This window comes from Acrocarpospora sp. B8E8, from assembly GCF_039871605.1.
Classification (GTDB): domain Bacteria; phylum Actinomycetota; class Actinomycetes; order Streptosporangiales; family Streptosporangiaceae; genus Acrocarpospora; species Acrocarpospora macrocephala.
On sequence record NZ_JBDPLV010000003.1, the window covers coordinates 142,195 to 158,446 of the forward strand.

Consider the following 16,252-nt stretch of genomic DNA (forward strand, 5'->3'; position numbering starts at 1 on the left):
ACCTTCAGTACGAGAGGGCGGGAATCGGCTCGGCCGGGGCGGACTCAGGGTCAGGGCCCATGCGGATGAACTTGAGCAGCAGCCGGACTTCGACGGCCGCCAGCGCGGCGTACACGAGGGTGAAGCCGACGAGGGTGAGGGCGACCTCGGCGACGTCGGCGCCCGGGGAGACGGCGGCGGCGGTGCGCATGATCCCGAAGACGGTCCACGGCTGGCGGCCCATCTCGGTGAAGATCCAGCCGAGCGAGTTGGCGAGGAACGGCAGGGCGATGCCCAGGACGGCGATCCGGGTGAACCAGCGGCTCTCGGGCAGCCGCCCGCGCCGGGTGAGCCACAGCCCGGCCAGCGCCAGCAGCCCCGCCAGCGCGCCGAAGCCGATCATGAGGCGGAACGACCAGTACGCCAGGCCGATGACCGGCCGGTAGTCGCCGGGTCCGTACTGGGCCTGGTAGCGGGCCTGCACGTCGTTGATGCCCTCGACCTCGCCGTCAAGGCTGTTGGTGGCCAGCAGGCTCAGCCCGTTGGGCACCTGGAGGTTCACGCTGTTGCGCCCGTTCTCGACGTCGCCGATGGCGAACAGGGAGAAGCCGGCGGACATCTCGTCCTCCCACAGCGCTTCGGCGGCGGCCATCTTCATCGGCTGCTGCTCGGTCATGATCTGGGCCTGCCAGTGCCCGGACAATGCCACGCCCACGGCCGCGACGAGACTGACGACCATGGCCACCCGGCCGGACGTACGGAACAAAGCGACGTCGCGCTTCCTGGCGAGCTGCCAGGCACTGACGCCGGCGACGAACGCGCCCGCGGTGACGAACGCGCCGAAGATCACGTGCGGGAAAGTGGCCAGAGTGGTGGAATTGGTGAGCACCGCCCAGATGTCGGTCAGCTCGGCCCGCCCGCTGACAGGGTTGAGCCGGTAGCCGACCGGGTGCTGCATCCAGGAGTTGGCGGCCAGAATGAAGTACGCCGAGATGGCCGTGCCGATCGACGCCAGCCAGATCGTCGCCAGATGGATCTTCCGTGGAAGTTTGTCCCAGCCGAAGATCCACAAGCCGAGGAACGTGGACTCCATGAAGAAGGCGATCAGCCCTTCCATGGCCAGCGGCGCCCCGAAGACGTCACCCACGAAACGCGAGTACGCACTCCAGTTCATCCCGAACTGGAACTCCTGCACGATGCCCGTGACCACGCCCATCGCGAAGTTGATCAGGAACAGCTTGCCCCAGAAGCGGGTCATGCGCAGGTAGGCGGGGTTCTCGGTGCGGTACCAGGCGGTCTGCATGCCCGCCACGATGAGCGAGAGCCCGATCGTGAGCGGGACGAACAGGAAGTGGTAGACGGTCGTGATGCCGAACTGCCACCGCGACAAGTCCAAGACGTCCATCGGGGACTCCAGGTCATAGGGAACTCCCCGAAGCGTCGATCATCCGAGGTGGTGGGCTATAGAGCCGGGAGACCCGTCCGGACAGGACCTTGGTCCTTCCGCGGGTGGCGCCAACTTTCGGCGGCGATCGAGAGGACCAAGGGCCCTGACCGGCCCGTCACCCCAAGTCCAGCGTGGAGGTGACGAAAGGAGCAGAAGATGAAGGCTCTCGTGTACCAAGGTCCCGGCAACCGATCATGGCGTGACATGCCGATGCCGGAGGTCGTCGATCCGGGCGACGCCGTCGTCCGGGTGGACGCGGTGACCATCTGCGGCACCGACCTGCACATCCTCAAGGGCGACGTGCCCACCGTCGATCAGGGCAGGATCCTCGGCCACGAAGCGGTCGGCACGATCGTCGAGACCGGGTCCGGCGTCACCACGCGCCGGCCGGGCGACCGCGTGCTCGTCTCGTGCGTCACCGCGTGCGGGCGCTGCCGCTACTGCCGGTCCGGCATGTACGGCCAGTGCCTCGGCGGCGGCGGGTGGATCCTGGGGCACCGGATCGACGGCACCCAGGCCGAGTACGTCCGCGTCCCGTTCGCCGACACCTCCACGTACCTGGTGCCGGACGGCGTCGCCGACGAGAGCGTGCTCATGCTCGCCGACATCCTGCCGACGTCGTACGAGGTGGGCGTGCTCAACGGGCGCGTCCAGCCGGGCGACACCGTCGCCGTCGTCGGCGCCGGACCCATCGGGCTGGCCGCCATCACCGCGGCCCGGCTGTTCACCCCCGGGCACATCGTCGCGATCGACCTCGCCCGGCCGCGCCTGGACGCGGCGGCCCGCTTCGGCGCCGACGCCGTCACCGAACCGGCACAGGCCCAGGAGACCGTCGCCGCGCTCACCGGCGGCCTCGGCGCGGACGTGGCCATCGAGGCGGTGGGCGTCGCGGACACCTTCGAACTGTGCACCCGCCTGGTACGGCCCGGCGGGCACGTCGCCAACATCGGCGTGCACGGCGGCCCGGCGACGCTGCACCTGGAAGACCTGTGGATCCGCAACATCACGATCACGACCGGGCTGGTTGACACCTCCTCCACGCCCACCCTGCTGCGCATGATCGAGGCCGGCCGGCTGGACACCGGCGCGTTCGTCACGCACCGCTTCGCCCTGGCGGAGATGGAGAAGGCGTACGAGGTCTTCGCGGACGCGGCCACGACAGGCGCCCTCAAGGTCGTCCTCACCCGCGAGGCGGTGTAAAACTTTCTAGACATCAAGTAAAAGATTTGCTACCTTCGGGATGTCAAAGATTCTGTACATCCCGAAGGTAGAGGCATGACACTCGAGGAGAAGCGGGCGTGGATCCGGCTGGTGGTGGCCGTCGCCGCGTACGGCGGATATGTGGCCGTGGTGTTGAGCCAGGCCGGCGGGCGACCGCTGGCTGAGGCGCCCTACGGCGCGGCCCTGCTGGGGAGCGTGGGGGCGGCCATCGCCGCCGCGATCGTGATCGAGATCGTGGTCAACGCGCTGGATCGGCAGGCGTCCCTGGTGAAGGACGAGAGAGACCGGGAGATCGGGCGGCTGGGGGACCATGTCGGCCAGTCGTTCGTGGTGATCGGCGGCGTCGCGGCGATGCTCATGGCAATCGCCGAGTGGGAGCAGTTCTGGATCGCGAACGTGGTCTACCTGTGCTTCGTGCTGTCGGCGATCCTCGGCAATGTCACCAAGGTCATCGTGTACCGCAGGAGCCTCCCGCAGTGGTGAAGCCGACCAGCGTGACCAACCGCATCCGCGCGCTGCGCTTCGCGAACGGCGAGATGACCCAAGCCGAGCTGGCCGAGCGAATCGGCGTGACCCGGCAAACCCTCATCGCGATCGAGCAGGGACGCTATTCGCCGTCCCTCGAAATGGCCTTCCGGATCGCCCACGTGTTCAAAGTTCCACTCGAAGAAGTATTCCAATACCCCAACTCCCAGGAGGAGACCAAATGAAGGCGATCGCCCAGGACGCGTACGGCTCGGCGGATGTGCTCCAATTACGCGACGTCGACCAGCCGTCGATCGGAGCGGACCAGGTGCTGGTCCAGGTACGTGCCGCCGGGGTGGACCCGGGCGTCTGGATCTGCATGACCGGCCGGCCGTACGCGGCGCGGGTCGCGTTCGGGCTGACCAAGCCCAGGGTGGCGGTGCGCGGCCGGGCACTCGCCGGGGTGGTCACGCAGGTCGGCGCCGACGTGCAGGGGTTCCAACCCGGTGATGAGGTGTATGGCACCACCAGCAGCGGCACGTTCGCCGAGTATGCGGCCGTCTCCTCGAAGCGCCTTGCGCCCAAGCCGCCCAGACTGTCGTTCGAGGAGGCCGCGGCGGTGCCCATCTCCGGGGTGACCGCGCTGGAAGGCGTCCGCGGCCGGGTCAAGGCCGGGCAGAAGGTCATGGTGATCGGCGCGGCCGGCGGCATCGGATCGTTCGCGGTGCAGATCGCCAAGGCGTTCGGCGCGAACGTGACCGGCGTATGCGGCACCAGCAAGGTGGACCTGGTGCGATCCCTGGGCGCCGACGAAGTCATCGACTACACCCGCGAGGAGGTCGACCGCGACGGCCCACGCTACGACGTGATCATCGACACCGCGGGCTGCCGCCCACTGTCACTGCTACGGCGCGCCCTGACTCCCCGCGGAACCCTGGTGCTGGCCGGCGGAGGGCATGACGCGGGCGGCCTGTTCGGTGGCTACACCCGCCAGATGCGCGCACCCCTGCTATCGCTGTTCACCAGCCAGAACCTGCAGGGCCTGACATCCCACGAACGCGCCCAGGAACTGGAGGAACTCAGCCAGCTCATCGAATCCGGCAAGGTCACCCCAGTCATCGACCGCACCTACCCTCTCGCCGACGCCCCCGCCGCAATCCGCTACCTAGCCGAAGGCCACCCCGCCGGCAAGGTCATCATCAAAATCTGACGTCACGCGACCGCGATGAGTGCGGCGATGAGTCCGTACTCGATGGCCGTGGCGGCGGACGCGGCAGTCTGTGTGACAACGATGGCCGCCAGAGCGACGGTGATCGTGATGACGAACCTGACAGAAGTACGCATTGCATCACCTTCAAAGATCTAAGAGCCGGTTCTCCTCGGTATTCGGTGCCGGGCGGGGCTTGGATTGCGGCGACTCGGGTGAATTTCCAGCGATGACCCCAAGCGACGAGGACTTAGCCTTAGGCCCGAATGTGCTGCCAAGCCAGACTTGGAGCATGAGGACATCAGGCAAGCCCGATGGCTACCTTTCTCGGCTCGTACCGCATCGCCACTACCCCCGAGCCGAACTCCAGCCGGCCGGCAGGGCTTTCGACTTCACGCGAGCCTTCAAACGCGGCTCCGGCTGTGCCTTGCCTTCGTGACCGGATCAGGTGAGGGCGCGGCGTAGTAGGAGCCAGGCGCGGGTGGCGGTGGGGCGGCGGGAGGGTTCTGGGGTTTTGGCCAGGAGGCTGGCGATCATGCTGATTGCGAGTCGTAGTTCGTCGGTTCCCACGTCGGGTCTGATTACGCCGGACTGCCGGGCCTGGTCGAGTTTGTCGGCGAGTGCGCGGGTCATCCGTGCGTCGATGCGGGCGAGGTCGGCTTCCAGCGAGGACGGGCTGATCATGTCGATGAAGGCGGTCGAGGCGATGGCCTGGTCGGTGAGTAGGGCGAGGATGTCCTCCAGGGTGGAGCCGGGCTCGGCGGCCAGGGTTTCCATGGCGGTGATGTTGTCCTCGAACACGGCCACGGCGAGGCTCATGCGGTTGGGGAAGTGCCGGTAGAGGCTGCCCTGGCCTACGCCTGCCCGGCGGGCGACCGCGCTGAGGGGTGCGTCGTACCCGGCGGTGGCGAAGACCGCGCGCGCTGCCGCGATCAGCGCCGCCCGGTTCTCGGCGGCGGCGCTGGGCCCCCTGTTGACGCGCTGCGCATTCGTCATAGAAGCTACCGTATCAACCGGACAATGCTGTCCGGTTGGTACGGAAGGGATCGTGTCATGACCGACCTAGCCGACAAGACCTGCCTGGTGACGGGCGCGGGTTCAGGGATCGGGCGGGCGATGAGCCGCGCCTTCGCGGAGGCGGGCGCACGTGTGGTGGTCTGCGATATCAACGAGGTGTCCGCCCAGCGGACCGCCGCGGAGATCGGCTCCGCCGCCCTCGCGGTCCAGGCCGACGTCGGCGACGAGGCGTCGGTCAATGCGCTGGTCGAGCGGGCCATCGGCGAGTACGGCCGGATCGACGTGCTGTGCAACAACGCGGGGATCCTCGACACCATGGCGCTGCCCGCCGACATTTCGGTCCAGACCTGGGATCGCGTGCTGCGGGTGAACCTGAGCGGCACCTTCCTGCTCACCCGCGCCGTCCTGCCGTACATGCTCGGCCAGGGGGGTGGGGCGATCATCAACACCGCGTCCGAGGCCGGCATCCGCGGGGGTGCGGCTGGTGTCGCGTACACCGCGTCCAAGCACGGTGTCGTCGGTCTGACCCGCAGCGTGGCCTGGGCGTACGCCAAGGACGGCATCCGCTGCAACGCCATCCTGCCGGGCCCCACCGAGACCGGCATCGGCGAGTCGTCCGGCGGCTTCGACCCCGCGGGCGCCGCGCGCCTGGGGCCCGTGCTCGCGCTCGGTGAGCGGCTGGCGCAGCCCGAGAACATGGCCAGTGTGGCCGTCTTCCTCGCCTCTGACGCCGCCGCGTTCGTCAACGGGGCGCTCGTCCCCGTGGACGGCGGCTGGTCGGCGGCCTGAACGATCGGAGGGTCAGCACGATGGAAGCGCAATGGGACAAAGTCGTCGACATCCTGGTCGCGGGATCGGGTGCCGCGGGGCTGACGGCGGCCATCACCGCCGCCGATGCGGGGCTCGACGTCCTGGTCGTGGAGAGCACGGCCAAGTGGGGCGGCACCACGGCGATCTCCGGTGGGGGGCTGTGGATGCCGGTCAATCCGCTCATGGTCCGGGCGGGTGTCGCCGACTCCAGGGAGGAGGCCCTGCGGTACATGCAGGAGGCGATCGGTGAGGCGGGTCCCGCGTCCTCGGGCGAGCGTCGCCGGGCCTTCCTGGACAGCGGGCCCGAGGTGGTCCGGCTGCTCGGCCGCCTGGGCGTACGGTGGCGGCGCTCGCCCGACTACCCCGATTACTATCCCGACAGGCCTGGCGGCAAGGTGGGGCGCGGGATCGAGGTGGCGCCGTTCGACACCAAGCGGCTGGGGTCCTGGTATTCGACCTCGCGAGCCGCCGACGGTCTGCCCGCGCCGGTGATGACCAATGACGTGTGGCTGCTCGCGCGGGCCTGGTCCACGCCGAGCGGGTTCGTGCGTGGGGCGCGCTTCGTGTTCCGTACCCTCGCCGGACTGGCGACCGGCAAGCGGCTGGTCGGGCTGGGTGGTGCGCTGAGCTGCTCGCTCATGTGGATCGTGCGGGATCAGCAGACCCCCGTCTGGTTGTCCTCCCCGATTGTGAACCTGGTTGTCGAGGATGGCGCCGTGGTGGGCGCGGTGGTCGACAAGGAGGGGCGTCAGGTGCGCGTACGGGCCCGGCGGGGCGTCGTGCTGGCGGCCGGTGGCTTCGCTCGCAACAAGGAGTGGCGGATGAAGCACCACGGCATCCCCGGCTACTCCGCCGCCCCGGAGGGCGACCTTGGCACCGCCATCGGCATCGGCGCGGGTGCGGGTGCGGCGCTTGAACTGATGGACGACGCCTGGTGGGGCGCGGGCACGGTCGGCCCGGACGGCAGCCACGGTTTCATCCTGTCGGAGCGATCTATGCCCTTCTCCATCGTGGTGGACGCGGCCGGCGACCGCTTCACCAACGAGTCGGCGTCCTACATCGATTTCGGCCACGCCATGCTGGGGCACACCGTGCCCGGGCCGACCTGGCTGATCACCGACGTACGGCATGCCCGCCGCTACCTGTCCACGTCCTACCTGGGCCGCAAGAAGCAGTGGCTGGCCGCGGGCATCCTGGTCGAGGCCCCCACGCTGAAGGAACTGGCCGAGCGGATCGACGCCGACCCCGCACGGCTGGCCGCGACTGTCGAGCGGTTCAACGACTTCACCCAGACCGGCGTCGACGCCGACTTCGGCCGCGGCAGGACCGTCTACGACAACTACTACGGCGACCCCAGGGTCAAGCCGAACCCCAATCTCGGCCCGCTGGAGCGCGGCCCCTTCCGCGCGCTCCGCCTGTATCCGGGCGATCTGGGCACCAAGGGCGGCCTGCTGACCGACGCCGACGCCAGGGTGCTGCGGGAGGACGGCTCGGCCATCCCCGGCCTGTACGCCGCCGGCAACACCACCGCCTCGGTCATGGGCCGCACTTACCCAGGCCCGGGCTCGACCATCGGCCCGGCGGTCGTGTTCGGCTACCGCGCCGCCCGGCATGCCACGACAGCCACGCTCGCCTGAAAAGGGTTTGCGCAGCTGGTGGCAGGTCCGATAGAACGTCTCGTCCGAACAACGAAAGGAGGGATGAGCCGATGCGTGCCACGACCGTCGTGCCAGTTCCTTCCTGGGGTACGGCCGATAGCTGACCCTGGGGCGAGCGGGCACACCTGCCAAAGGAAGTGCCTTGAACGACCTGACCATGCGCCCGATTGTCGGGCGCGAAGAACTCGACCTTTTCTGCCGCCTGCCGTACGTCCTCGATGACGAGCTGGCGGGCGACCTCGATTCGGGCCGGCGGCGGCCTGAATGGATGTGGATCGCGCTGCGGGGAGACCGCCTTGTCGCCAGGCTGGCCTGGTGGGCACGGCGTAAGGACGATCCGCCGTTCATGTTGGACACCTTCGATCTCGACGAGGCCGAGGGGCTCGACACCGGGGTCCGGCTGCTGGAGACCGCGATGGCCGCGACCCTGCCTTCAGGCGCTGTCCCGCCTGAATACAGCAGGTTCGTCCCTCCGGGGTGGCGGGACGACAGCACGTCCAGGCGTGCCGTCGAAGACCGGCTGGCCGTACTCGAACGGGCCGGTGCCCGGCTGCTCGTCGAGCGGCTGCGCCTGGAGTGGCGTCCTGGGACGCCGATTCCCGAGCCGAGCGGGCGCCTGAGATTCCGGCCGGTCGGCGACCGGGAGGAGCTCGTCGACCTGATGACCGCGGTCCTGGACGGCACCCTCGATGCGCACAGCCGCGCTGACCTGGACCGCAGTCCGGCCGCCCAGGTGGCGGCCGAGCAGTACGACGGCGAACTGATGGACTACAAGGGCCCACGGAACTGGTGGCGGATCGCCACGACGCCCGGCGGCGAACCCGTCGGATTCGTCATTCCGACGCGGAACAGCTACAACCCGATCATCGCGTACATAGGCGTGCTTCCCGCGCATCGAGGAAACGGCTACATCGACGATCTCCTCGCTGAAGGGACGCGGATCCTCGCCGCACAGGACGTGCCCCGGATCCGGGCGTCCACCGATGTCGGCAATGTCCCCATGGCTCAGGCGTTCGAACGTGGCGGTTACGTCAACTTCCAGGGTGAGATCAACATGACTTGGAGCTGAACCGCGACATGGTTTGTCGTGTTCTGTCGCGAAAGTTATCGCCGGAGGCACATACTGGAGGGGATGAAGCCAGCCAGTGAACCCCGTCGTCACCTGCCCACCAGTCCCTTCAAACGCCCGCGTCCCGCGCCGCCCGCCGAGCGGTTCAGCGTGAACGACCAGGTGACCCATGATCGGTACGGCCTCGGCGTCGTCATCGGCGTAGAAGACGAGATCGCCGTGCTGGTCGATTTTGGATCACAGCAAGAACGAATCACGACACCATTCCACAAGCTGTACAAGCTCTGAGGCCGCAGGGAAGCACACAGCGCCAGCGGTGTGCTTCCCGGGTCATCGGCTTCCCGGCTGGTCGATCCGTCGATCCGTCAGGGAGACAGTGGTGAGACTCCTCGATCAGGATGCACTCGAACGCTCCTCAGTGGCGGCCAACTGCGCGATGAATCGGGAGCGTCGCCTACCCGGTTACAACCGCGAGCTCGGCCTGAAGCGGCGCGGTGGTTGGCCCCGGACGGTCTGTTCGTCGCCAACTTCGACGCTCGCAGCATCCGCCGCGAGCACGGGACTCCGGCTGGTTCGCCTCTGGTCAGAACGCTCCGAGCCTCAGGGCTGAGCTACGACTCCCGAAATAAGCGGATCAGCTGTCGTGGATGGCGAGAGATCCGCATGCCGTACGCCTTCGTGGGCTCTGACGACCAGGCGGGGCCGAACTACACCGGACAACCTGCGGTCAACTCGCACTACGCGCGTGCCTTCGACTGATCTCACCTGACCGGTCGGAGATCTGGGCGACTGTGTCAACCGGGTGGCGGTGCCCCTCGTCTCCCTATACGCCCCCTATTCACCAGGACTCGTCAGGAGTCACCTTGTCCGCCCGTTTGGTCCTCCCCGGCGCCATCCTGCTCTGCGGCCTGATCTCCTTGGGTCTTCCGGCGCACGCCACCACGCTCGCCACCGACATCGTCGAGTACTCCTGCACGCCCGACGGGGCGGCGGCCCAGACCGTCCGGATCAGGGTCGAGCTCACCATGCCGGTCAATCCGGTCACCGGGCAGCAGATGACCATCGGCCACCGCGCGACTTACGCCGAGGGCACCACGCTGGTGGCGCCTGCCGGACTGCCCAGCGACACCAAAATGTACGCTTACGTGTCCATCAGCGGGCTTCCCGGGCTGACGTCCGGCACCGGGGTTGGCGGCACGGTAGGACCGGTCGCCGCAGGTCAGGCCGTAATACTGCCAACGCAGTCGACCTCGGTGCTGACCACTCCGAACAATCCGGGGACCGCCACCATACGACCGGCGGCCATCAACTTCGGGCTCAGGCCGACCGAGCCGCTGGTGGAGTGCGAGGTAGAGAATGCGAGCGAGCTCACGACTCATCAGTTGACGATCACGGCAGGCGGCACGAATTCCAGCCCTTCGCCCACGACCACAATCACCTCAACGGAGACTGAGACAGAAACCGCTACCGAAACAGCGACGGAAACCGAAACCGCGACCAGAACCGCGAATTCCACCGTGACCGAGACCTCAGATGTGATCGAGACACCGTCAGGTGGGGTCGCGACCGGCGGTGGCGGAGAGGCGGGGCCCGATGCGAGAGCGCTCATGCTCGTCGGGTCGGTAGTGCTTCTGGCCGCCACATCCGGCCTTGTTCTCCGCCGCCGGGCCGTACTCACCCGGAGAGGTTTCCCCGCCGGTCCGGGAGGATGACCGCGTCGTGGATCCAGACCTGCGAGAGCCGGGAGGTGGAACACCTCCCGGCTACTCGACCTAAGGGCTGGTGCAGGTGACCGAGGTCGGAACCGCGTTGGCACTGCCGTTCCAGCTACCGAGGAAGCCGAACATGGTGGTGCCGTTCGCGGGTACGGACCCGTTGTAGGAAACGTTTCTCACCGCGATGTTGGCGCCGTTCGCGGTCGCGGTGCCGCTCCAGATCTGTGTGATCGTCTGGCCATAGGCGAAGGCCCACCGGACGGTCCATGCGCTGATCGGCGCGTTGCCGGCGCGTACCGTCACCTCACCCTGGAAGCCGCCTGGCCATTGCGAAATAACGCGATACCGCTCTTCTGTCCCGCGCCCACCGCGCGCCGGGTCGTCCCGTTCGGACCGGGGATGTCGTAAAGGTGCGTCCCATCACCCGTGTCATGGTCCGGACCCGGATCCGGGCAGTTGTTCGGCGGGAACCCCGGCAGGCAGGCAAAGTTCCACTCATCGAAGCGCGGCGGCCCCGTGTTCCACTTGATCGCACCCGTGGTGAGATCCATCGCGACAATGGCGTCCTTGGCATTCCACGACGGCAGACACTGCTGCGGCGTGCCCCCGTTGTCCTGGCACTGCCTCGCGCTCTCCGGAATCGAGTAGTTCTGCCCAGTACCAATGAAGATCGTGTTACTAGCCGGGTCGATACTCGGCGTCGTGCCCCACACGGACGCGCCGCTGAAGATATCCCCGCCCGCGCCTTGGTTCGGCAGGGTGTACGACTTCCACCGCTGTGCCCCCGTAGCCGCGTCGATCGCCACCAGACTGCCGTGCCGCCAGGGACCCGTATGACGAGGCCTCCACTATGGGCTACTTCTCCGCTTTGGTCTTCTTCTTCCGTCCGCGATGGGACGATCTGAGGACCAATGATTGAGCGCTTTCACTTGGCGGGTCATCGACTCTGATGCCGCTACGCTCCAGCAGCGCCACGATGTTATGAACCGAATCTTGAAGCTGCCTGGTCTCACTTCCCGAGAGCACAGCCGCAGGCGGGCTTGAAGGTGCCGTCGCCGCAGCCTCCAATCCGACCTTTCGGAGCCATGCGCTCAGCTTCATGCCGACCGCCTCGGCCGCTGCGACCAGCACGCCAAGGTCATCTGGGCTGACCCGCACCGAGACGACACGATCAAGAGCAGTTCGGGTGGCGTCCGTCGCCACCTGCTCACGATTGTCGTAGAACCACTGGCCACGCTCAGCCTCGCTCATCTCAGCGATATCCTGCGCGGTCGGCTCATCTTTATCCATGATCATCATTTTCCTTTGGGTGTGTCGTAAGCAGTGATCGGTCTGGCGATCTCCATTTCATACTCGCCCCAATCGCGTATCTTCGTCACGGGATAGAGCGCCACCACAGTGACCCTCCGCCCGGCGTCGGTCACCCCTTCCAACAGGTAGTGATCAAGGATCGGTTCCCCGTTTTTGCGTGACTGGTAGACATCAGGCTCATTACGAACAACCTGCTCAATCTCCTCCCGAGTGACCCCATGCCGTTGGGCGTGATCGAGATTCGCCTCATCCCAGTCCAATGGCAACTCGATGATCGGATACGGCTTGCCCATCCACAACCTTCACGTCATACAGACTACCCCGCCTTTGTCATACGAAACAGTCTACGCGCCTGTCCGCGCCTGGGCATCCGACACAAGCCCCCTGGTCAGCGTGGACTTGGGTTCAGCAGGCTGGAACGACCGCGTTCGCGTCATTGACCAGGTTGGCCGTGCCGGTGGTCTCGCGTGGGCGTGGGTGCCGGGCGTCAGGTCACCAGGTCGACGGCGGTGCCGTGTTCGCGGGCGGCGGTCACGAAGTCGGGGGGTGCGTCGGCGCCGGTGATGAGGAGGTTCACTTCGGGGAGGTCGCAGATTGGGGCGAGGCCGATTCGGCCTAGTTTTGCGGTGTCGGCGAGGACGATCTGGCGTTGGGAGGCGTTGATCATGCGGCGTTTGAGTTCGGCTTCGAGGAGGTTCACGCCGGTGACGCCGGATTCGAGGTGTACGCCGTGGCAGCCGAGGAACACCGTGTCGGCGTGGATGCGCTCCAGCATGGGGGCGCCCAGTGGGTCCACCAGCGAGTGGGTCACGGGGCGCAGGGTGCCGCCGGTGACCAGGACGGAGAAGCGGGGGATCGCGGGCTCCAGTTCTACCGCGACGCGCAGGCTGTTGGTGAAGACCACGATGTCGGACAGGTCGCTGCGGGCTACGAGCGCGCGGGCCAGGAAGGTGGTGGTGGTGCCGGTGTCGATGATGATGCTCTCGCCGTCGGACACCAGGGCGGCGGCGTGCCGGGCCAGCTGGATCTTCTCGATGGCCGAGTCGCCCAGCGCCACCTCGTACGACGGCTCGGCCGGGGGCGCGGACTTGACCTGCATCGCGCCGCCGCGGACCCGCCGGAGCGCGCCCTGACGGTCGAGCAGTTCGAGGTCACCGCGGATGGTCACGCCGGACACTCCGAAGATCTCGGCCAGGTCGGTGACCCGGACGAACTCGTGCTCCAGCACCAGCGCCACGATGCGGTCACGCCGGACCGAGGCCGCGACATCGGTGGCAGGGGAGGCTGGGGATGCCGGGGACGCAGCCAACGGGGCGGCGGCCTCCTTCATCGGCCCCCCTCGCGGTCGGTGATTGTGGCCGAATCACCGTAAGCGAGTCGGCCCGCTTCGCCGTTGGCGATTCGGCCCGCATCGCCGTAAGTAAGTCGGCCTGCCGCGCTGTGAGTGATTCGGCCCGTCTCCCCGCGTGTGATGCCTGCGGGGAGGAACGCCGCGTGCGCCTGGACGAGCTCGTCGCACACCGCCTCGATGGCCGCCAGGGGAAGGGTGGCCGAGGTGTTGGGGTCGAGCATGGCTGCCTGGTACACCGCCGATCGTCGTTCCTCGAGGGCCGCTGTCATGGTCAGCTCTACCACATTCAGGAACGTCCGGTTGAGCGCGGCGAGCTGGACGGGCAGCGACCCGACCGGCAGCGGGCTGATGCCCCCGCCGTCCACCCGGGCCGGCACCTCCACGCAGGCGCCCGGCGGCAGGTTGTCGATCAGGCCGTCGTTGGGGAGGGTGAGCTGGACCTCGCGCGGCATGCCGGTGAGCATGGAGTGGATCACCTCGGAGGCCATCTCGAAGTGTTTCCACCGGGCCAGCACCGGCTCGCCGGCGGCCAGCGCGCCGCGCAGCCGCTCGTACGCGTCGAGTTTCCTGGCGCGGCGGCGCAAGCTCTCGTTGAGCGGCAGGTCGAGCCGGAGCACCTCCTTCTCGTGCGGCAGGAACCAGGGCACGTATTCGGCGGCGTGCTCGCTCGACTCGGTGGGGAAGTAGCCGAACCGCCGGTAGATCTCGGCCCGGGCGTGGCTCCGCAGTTCCGGGTCGTCGGCCATCACCAGGTCCAGGTCCCCGTACAGCGACTGGCCGCCGCTCTCGAAGCGGAGCACGAACGCCTGGTGGTTCAGCCCGGCGGTCAGGAAGTCGATGTCGCCGAGCTCGCGGCCGATCAGGTCGGCGAGCAGGGCGTGGGTGTCCCGGACGGAGTGGCAGAGCCCGGCCACCCGGCGCAGCGGGGTGCCCGCGATCACGGCCGCGCACAGGGTGGCCATCGGGTCGGTGTAGTTGAGCAGCCAGGCTCGCGGGCACAGCCGTACCATGTCGCGGGCCAGCCCGAGCAGGACGGGGATGGCGCGCAGCCCGCGGAAAATGCCGCCGAGGCCGAGCGTGTCGCCGACGGTCTGGCGCACGCCGTAGCGGCAGGGGATCTCGAAGTCGGACAGGGCCGCGTCGTAGCCGCCCACGTCGATCTGGCAGATCACGAAGTCGGCCCCGGCCAGCACCGCCTCGCGGTCGGTGCCGGCCTCGATGACGGCGCCGGCGGCGGTCTCGGCGTCCAGGCGGCGGGCCAGCGTCTCGGCGGTGGCGAGGCGGGCGGGGTCGATGTCGTGCAGGGCCACGCGCAGCGTGCCGGCCAGCTCGGGACTGGACATCAGGTCGGAGAGGATCTTGCGGGTGAGCTCGACGTTACCCGCCCCGACGAAGGCCAACTTTGCCATCCGAAACCTCCTGAAAGCAGGAGACTACCGTTTGAAAAGGTTCACTTCACCAGGAGCCGGTCCGAGATCCGTCCGGCCGGATTCACGTACGGCCCGAAGTCGACCTCACGCCCGTCGACCAGGAACCGGTGCCGGTCCAGCCGATGGATCTCCGGGCTGCCGGTGAGGAAGGCCACCAGGGCGCGCCGCTCGGGCTCGTCCAGCCACGCGATCGGGTCGGACACCGCGCGGAACCCGCAGATCCCGGCCAGGTCGGTGAGCAGCTGCTTGCACGCGTCGTCCAGCAGGTTGTACCTGGTACGGAAGAACACCGGATCCGGATCCACCTCCAGCAGCGGGCGCAGCCACAGCCGGTGCAGCGACGCGATCACCGCATTGCGCGCGCCCGCGCCCGAGTAGTCGTCGGAGCGTTCGCTGTTGTCCCAGTACGGCGCCACGTCCGGGCTTGCCCGTACCCCGTCGAGCACACCGATCGACGGGATGATCGGCGCCCCGCTGCCGAGCAGGTAGGTGTCCTCCCCGGCGACCTCGCGGAACAGCCGGATGGCGTCCCGGTAGGCCTGCTCGCGCGGCACGTCGCGGTGACGCGCCCCCGACAACGCCCCCGCGTACGCGAAGTCCAGCTTGAGATACCGGTAACCCCAGTCGCGTACCTGCGCGAACGTCGCCGCCAGGTGGTCACGCGTCTCCGGCAGGGTGGTGTCCAGCGCGAAATAGGAGCCGCCCCAGTTGAACCCGGCCGGTTTCGGGTCCCCGGCGGCGTCGCGCAGGAACAGGTGCGGCCGGGTCTGGAAGATCTCCGAATGCGCCGGTGCGATGAACGGCGCCAGCCACAACCCGGGCACGAAGCCGTGGTCGCGGATCCGCGCCGCCATGTCCGCCATGCCGGAGGGGAAATCGGATCCCGGCTCCCAGTCGCCGACCGCGGCCTGCCAGCCGTCGTCGAGCTGGACCACGTCGAACGGGTAGCCGCGCAGGTCGTCCAGCACCTTGTGGATGAGCGGCTCGGTGATGTCCTCAAAGAAGGAGTACCAGCTGCACCAGACATTGCCCGCCCGGGTGGTACGGCGGCCGAGCCGCTCGCCGAGCAGCTCCGCGTAGCGGGCGAAGACCTCCTCCTCGGGGCCGTACCCGAGGAACCAGTCCGCGTCCGGGTGCTCCCAGTGCCCGGCGAGCAGCCGGTCGTCGGCTTCCACCCGGGGCACGTCAAGCCCGAGGCCGCCGAGCAGCAGCACGTTCCCGCCGCCCGCGTCCAGCGCGCCGACGGCGCTGCCCGCATGCCGGTACGGACTGTCGTTGTCGATGTCGTCGGCGGTCAGCATGCGCTCAGGCCCGGGAATGCGCAGCGGCGGCCCGCCGAGCGGCCACCACGCGGTGGGACTGTAGGAGTTCCACCCATGCCGGTAGAAGTCCACCGCACCGAAGGGGTGCAGGATGCGGACGTCCCCGGCGGGGACGATCAGCCCTCCCGGCACGTGACGCGGCTCCCCGGGGAGCACGGCGGGCAGCTGGTGGCCCCCGAACTGCAGAATCGTCTCCATCGCTGTCCTTCTCGGGAGGCCGGGCCGGCACCGGAGCGCCGGCCCGGCGGGG

The 16,252-nt window shown here is 68.2% G+C and carries 19 protein-coding genes; 9 read left to right on the forward strand and 10 right to left on the reverse strand.

From position 1 onward, the window contains the following. Positions 1 to 4: 4 nt before the first annotated feature. Positions 5 to 1,384: a cytochrome ubiquinol oxidase subunit I gene (locus ABGB08_RS04765; protein ID WP_347586652.1), complete on the reverse strand. Its 1,380-nt coding sequence runs from the start codon at positions 1,382 to 1,384 to the stop codon at positions 5 to 7. 198 nt (positions 1,385 to 1,582) lie between these two features. Between ABGB08_RS04765 and ABGB08_RS04770 the strand changes: the two genes are divergently transcribed. From ABGB08_RS04770 to ABGB08_RS04785, 4 genes are all read left to right on the forward strand, one after another. Continuing rightward, positions 1,583 to 2,626, forward strand: a complete 1,044-nt coding sequence (locus tag ABGB08_RS04770; protein ID WP_347586654.1) for a zinc-dependent alcohol dehydrogenase family protein — start codon at positions 1,583 to 1,585, stop codon at positions 2,624 to 2,626. A 75-nt stretch (positions 2,627 to 2,701) separates the two neighbouring features. Beyond that, the gene (locus ABGB08_RS04775; protein ID WP_347586656.1) at positions 2,702 to 3,130 is read left to right on the forward strand and encodes a hypothetical protein; all 429 of its coding nucleotides are present in this window, start codon (positions 2,702 to 2,704) and stop codon (positions 3,128 to 3,130) included. 11 nt (positions 3,131 to 3,141) lie between these two features. After that, positions 3,142 to 3,357 carry a helix-turn-helix transcriptional regulator gene (locus ABGB08_RS04780; RefSeq protein ID WP_347586848.1) on the forward strand — a complete coding sequence of 72 codons (216 nt, stop codon included), beginning with the start codon at positions 3,142 to 3,144 and terminating at the stop codon, positions 3,355 to 3,357. Next, on the forward strand, positions 3,354 to 4,322 hold the full coding sequence (locus ABGB08_RS04785) for an NAD(P)-dependent alcohol dehydrogenase (protein ID WP_347586658.1): 969 nt from the start codon (positions 3,354 to 3,356) through the stop codon (positions 4,320 to 4,322). The genes ABGB08_RS04780 and ABGB08_RS04785 overlap by 4 nt, the downstream gene beginning before the upstream one ends. Before the next feature lie 2 nt (positions 4,323 to 4,324). Here ABGB08_RS04785 and ABGB08_RS04790 read toward each other — a convergent pair whose 3' ends face one another. Both ABGB08_RS04790 and ABGB08_RS04795 read right to left on the reverse strand, forming a co-directional pair. Beyond that, on the reverse strand, positions 4,325 to 4,456 hold the full coding sequence (locus tag ABGB08_RS04790) for a hypothetical protein (protein ID WP_347586660.1): 132 nt from the start codon (positions 4,454 to 4,456) through the stop codon (positions 4,325 to 4,327). Positions 4,457 to 4,763: 307 nt separating this feature from the next. Beyond that, positions 4,764 to 5,315 carry a helix-turn-helix domain-containing protein gene (locus ABGB08_RS04795; protein WP_347586662.1) on the reverse strand — a complete coding sequence of 184 codons (552 nt, stop codon included), beginning with the start codon at positions 5,313 to 5,315 and terminating at the stop codon, positions 4,764 to 4,766. A 57-nt stretch (positions 5,316 to 5,372) separates the two neighbouring features. On the opposite strand from ABGB08_RS04795, the gene ABGB08_RS04800 reads away from it, so the two are divergent. From ABGB08_RS04800 to ABGB08_RS04820, 5 genes are all read left to right on the forward strand, one after another. Beyond that, positions 5,373 to 6,125, forward strand: coding sequence for a glucose 1-dehydrogenase (locus tag ABGB08_RS04800; protein WP_347586664.1), 753 nt, complete (start codon positions 5,373 to 5,375; stop codon positions 6,123 to 6,125). A 20-nt stretch (positions 6,126 to 6,145) separates the two neighbouring features. After that, positions 6,146 to 7,783, forward strand: a complete 1,638-nt coding sequence (locus ABGB08_RS04805; RefSeq protein WP_347586666.1) for an FAD-dependent oxidoreductase — start codon at positions 6,146 to 6,148, stop codon at positions 7,781 to 7,783. Positions 7,784 to 7,961: 178 nt separating this feature from the next. After that, on the forward strand, positions 7,962 to 8,873 hold the full coding sequence (locus ABGB08_RS04810) for a GNAT family N-acetyltransferase (RefSeq protein WP_347586850.1): 912 nt from the start codon (positions 7,962 to 7,964) through the stop codon (positions 8,871 to 8,873). 63 nt (positions 8,874 to 8,936) lie between these two features. After that, complete coding sequence (locus ABGB08_RS04815; protein WP_347586668.1) at positions 8,937 to 9,161, forward strand: hypothetical protein; 225 nt, start codon at positions 8,937 to 8,939, stop codon at positions 9,159 to 9,161. Between the two features lie 575 nt (positions 9,162 to 9,736). Next, complete coding sequence (locus ABGB08_RS04820; protein WP_347586670.1) at positions 9,737 to 10,585, forward strand: hypothetical protein; 849 nt, start codon at positions 9,737 to 9,739, stop codon at positions 10,583 to 10,585. A 60-nt stretch (positions 10,586 to 10,645) separates the two neighbouring features. Here ABGB08_RS04820 and ABGB08_RS04825 read toward each other — a convergent pair whose 3' ends face one another. From ABGB08_RS04825 to ABGB08_RS04855, 7 genes are all read right to left on the reverse strand, one after another. After that, the gene (locus ABGB08_RS04825) at positions 10,646 to 10,891 is read right to left on the reverse strand and encodes a cellulose binding domain-containing protein (protein ID WP_347586672.1); all 246 of its coding nucleotides are present in this window, start codon (positions 10,889 to 10,891) and stop codon (positions 10,646 to 10,648) included. Continuing rightward, positions 10,888 to 11,394 carry a hypothetical protein gene (locus ABGB08_RS04830; RefSeq protein WP_347586675.1) on the reverse strand — a complete coding sequence of 169 codons (507 nt, stop codon included), beginning with the start codon at positions 11,392 to 11,394 and terminating at the stop codon, positions 10,888 to 10,890. The genes ABGB08_RS04825 and ABGB08_RS04830 overlap by 4 nt, the downstream gene beginning before the upstream one ends. A gap of 49 nt (positions 11,395 to 11,443) precedes the next feature. Continuing rightward, positions 11,444 to 11,878, reverse strand: coding sequence for a hypothetical protein (locus ABGB08_RS04835; RefSeq protein WP_347586677.1), 435 nt, complete (start codon positions 11,876 to 11,878; stop codon positions 11,444 to 11,446). A gap of 5 nt (positions 11,879 to 11,883) precedes the next feature. Further along, positions 11,884 to 12,192 carry a hypothetical protein gene (locus ABGB08_RS04840; RefSeq protein ID WP_347586679.1) on the reverse strand — a complete coding sequence of 103 codons (309 nt, stop codon included), beginning with the start codon at positions 12,190 to 12,192 and terminating at the stop codon, positions 11,884 to 11,886. Between the two features lie 194 nt (positions 12,193 to 12,386). Further along, the gene (locus ABGB08_RS04845) at positions 12,387 to 13,229 is read right to left on the reverse strand and encodes a DeoR/GlpR family DNA-binding transcription regulator (protein ID WP_347586681.1); all 843 of its coding nucleotides are present in this window, start codon (positions 13,227 to 13,229) and stop codon (positions 12,387 to 12,389) included. Then, on the reverse strand, positions 13,226 to 14,659 hold the full coding sequence (locus ABGB08_RS04850; RefSeq protein WP_347586683.1) for an alpha-glucosidase/alpha-galactosidase: 1,434 nt from the start codon (positions 14,657 to 14,659) through the stop codon (positions 13,226 to 13,228). The genes ABGB08_RS04845 and ABGB08_RS04850 overlap by 4 nt, the downstream gene beginning before the upstream one ends. Before the next feature lie 41 nt (positions 14,660 to 14,700). After that, the gene (locus ABGB08_RS04855) at positions 14,701 to 16,200 is read right to left on the reverse strand and encodes a glycoside hydrolase family 36 protein (RefSeq protein ID WP_347586685.1); all 1,500 of its coding nucleotides are present in this window, start codon (positions 16,198 to 16,200) and stop codon (positions 14,701 to 14,703) included. Between the last annotated feature and the right edge of the window lie 52 nt (positions 16,201 to 16,252).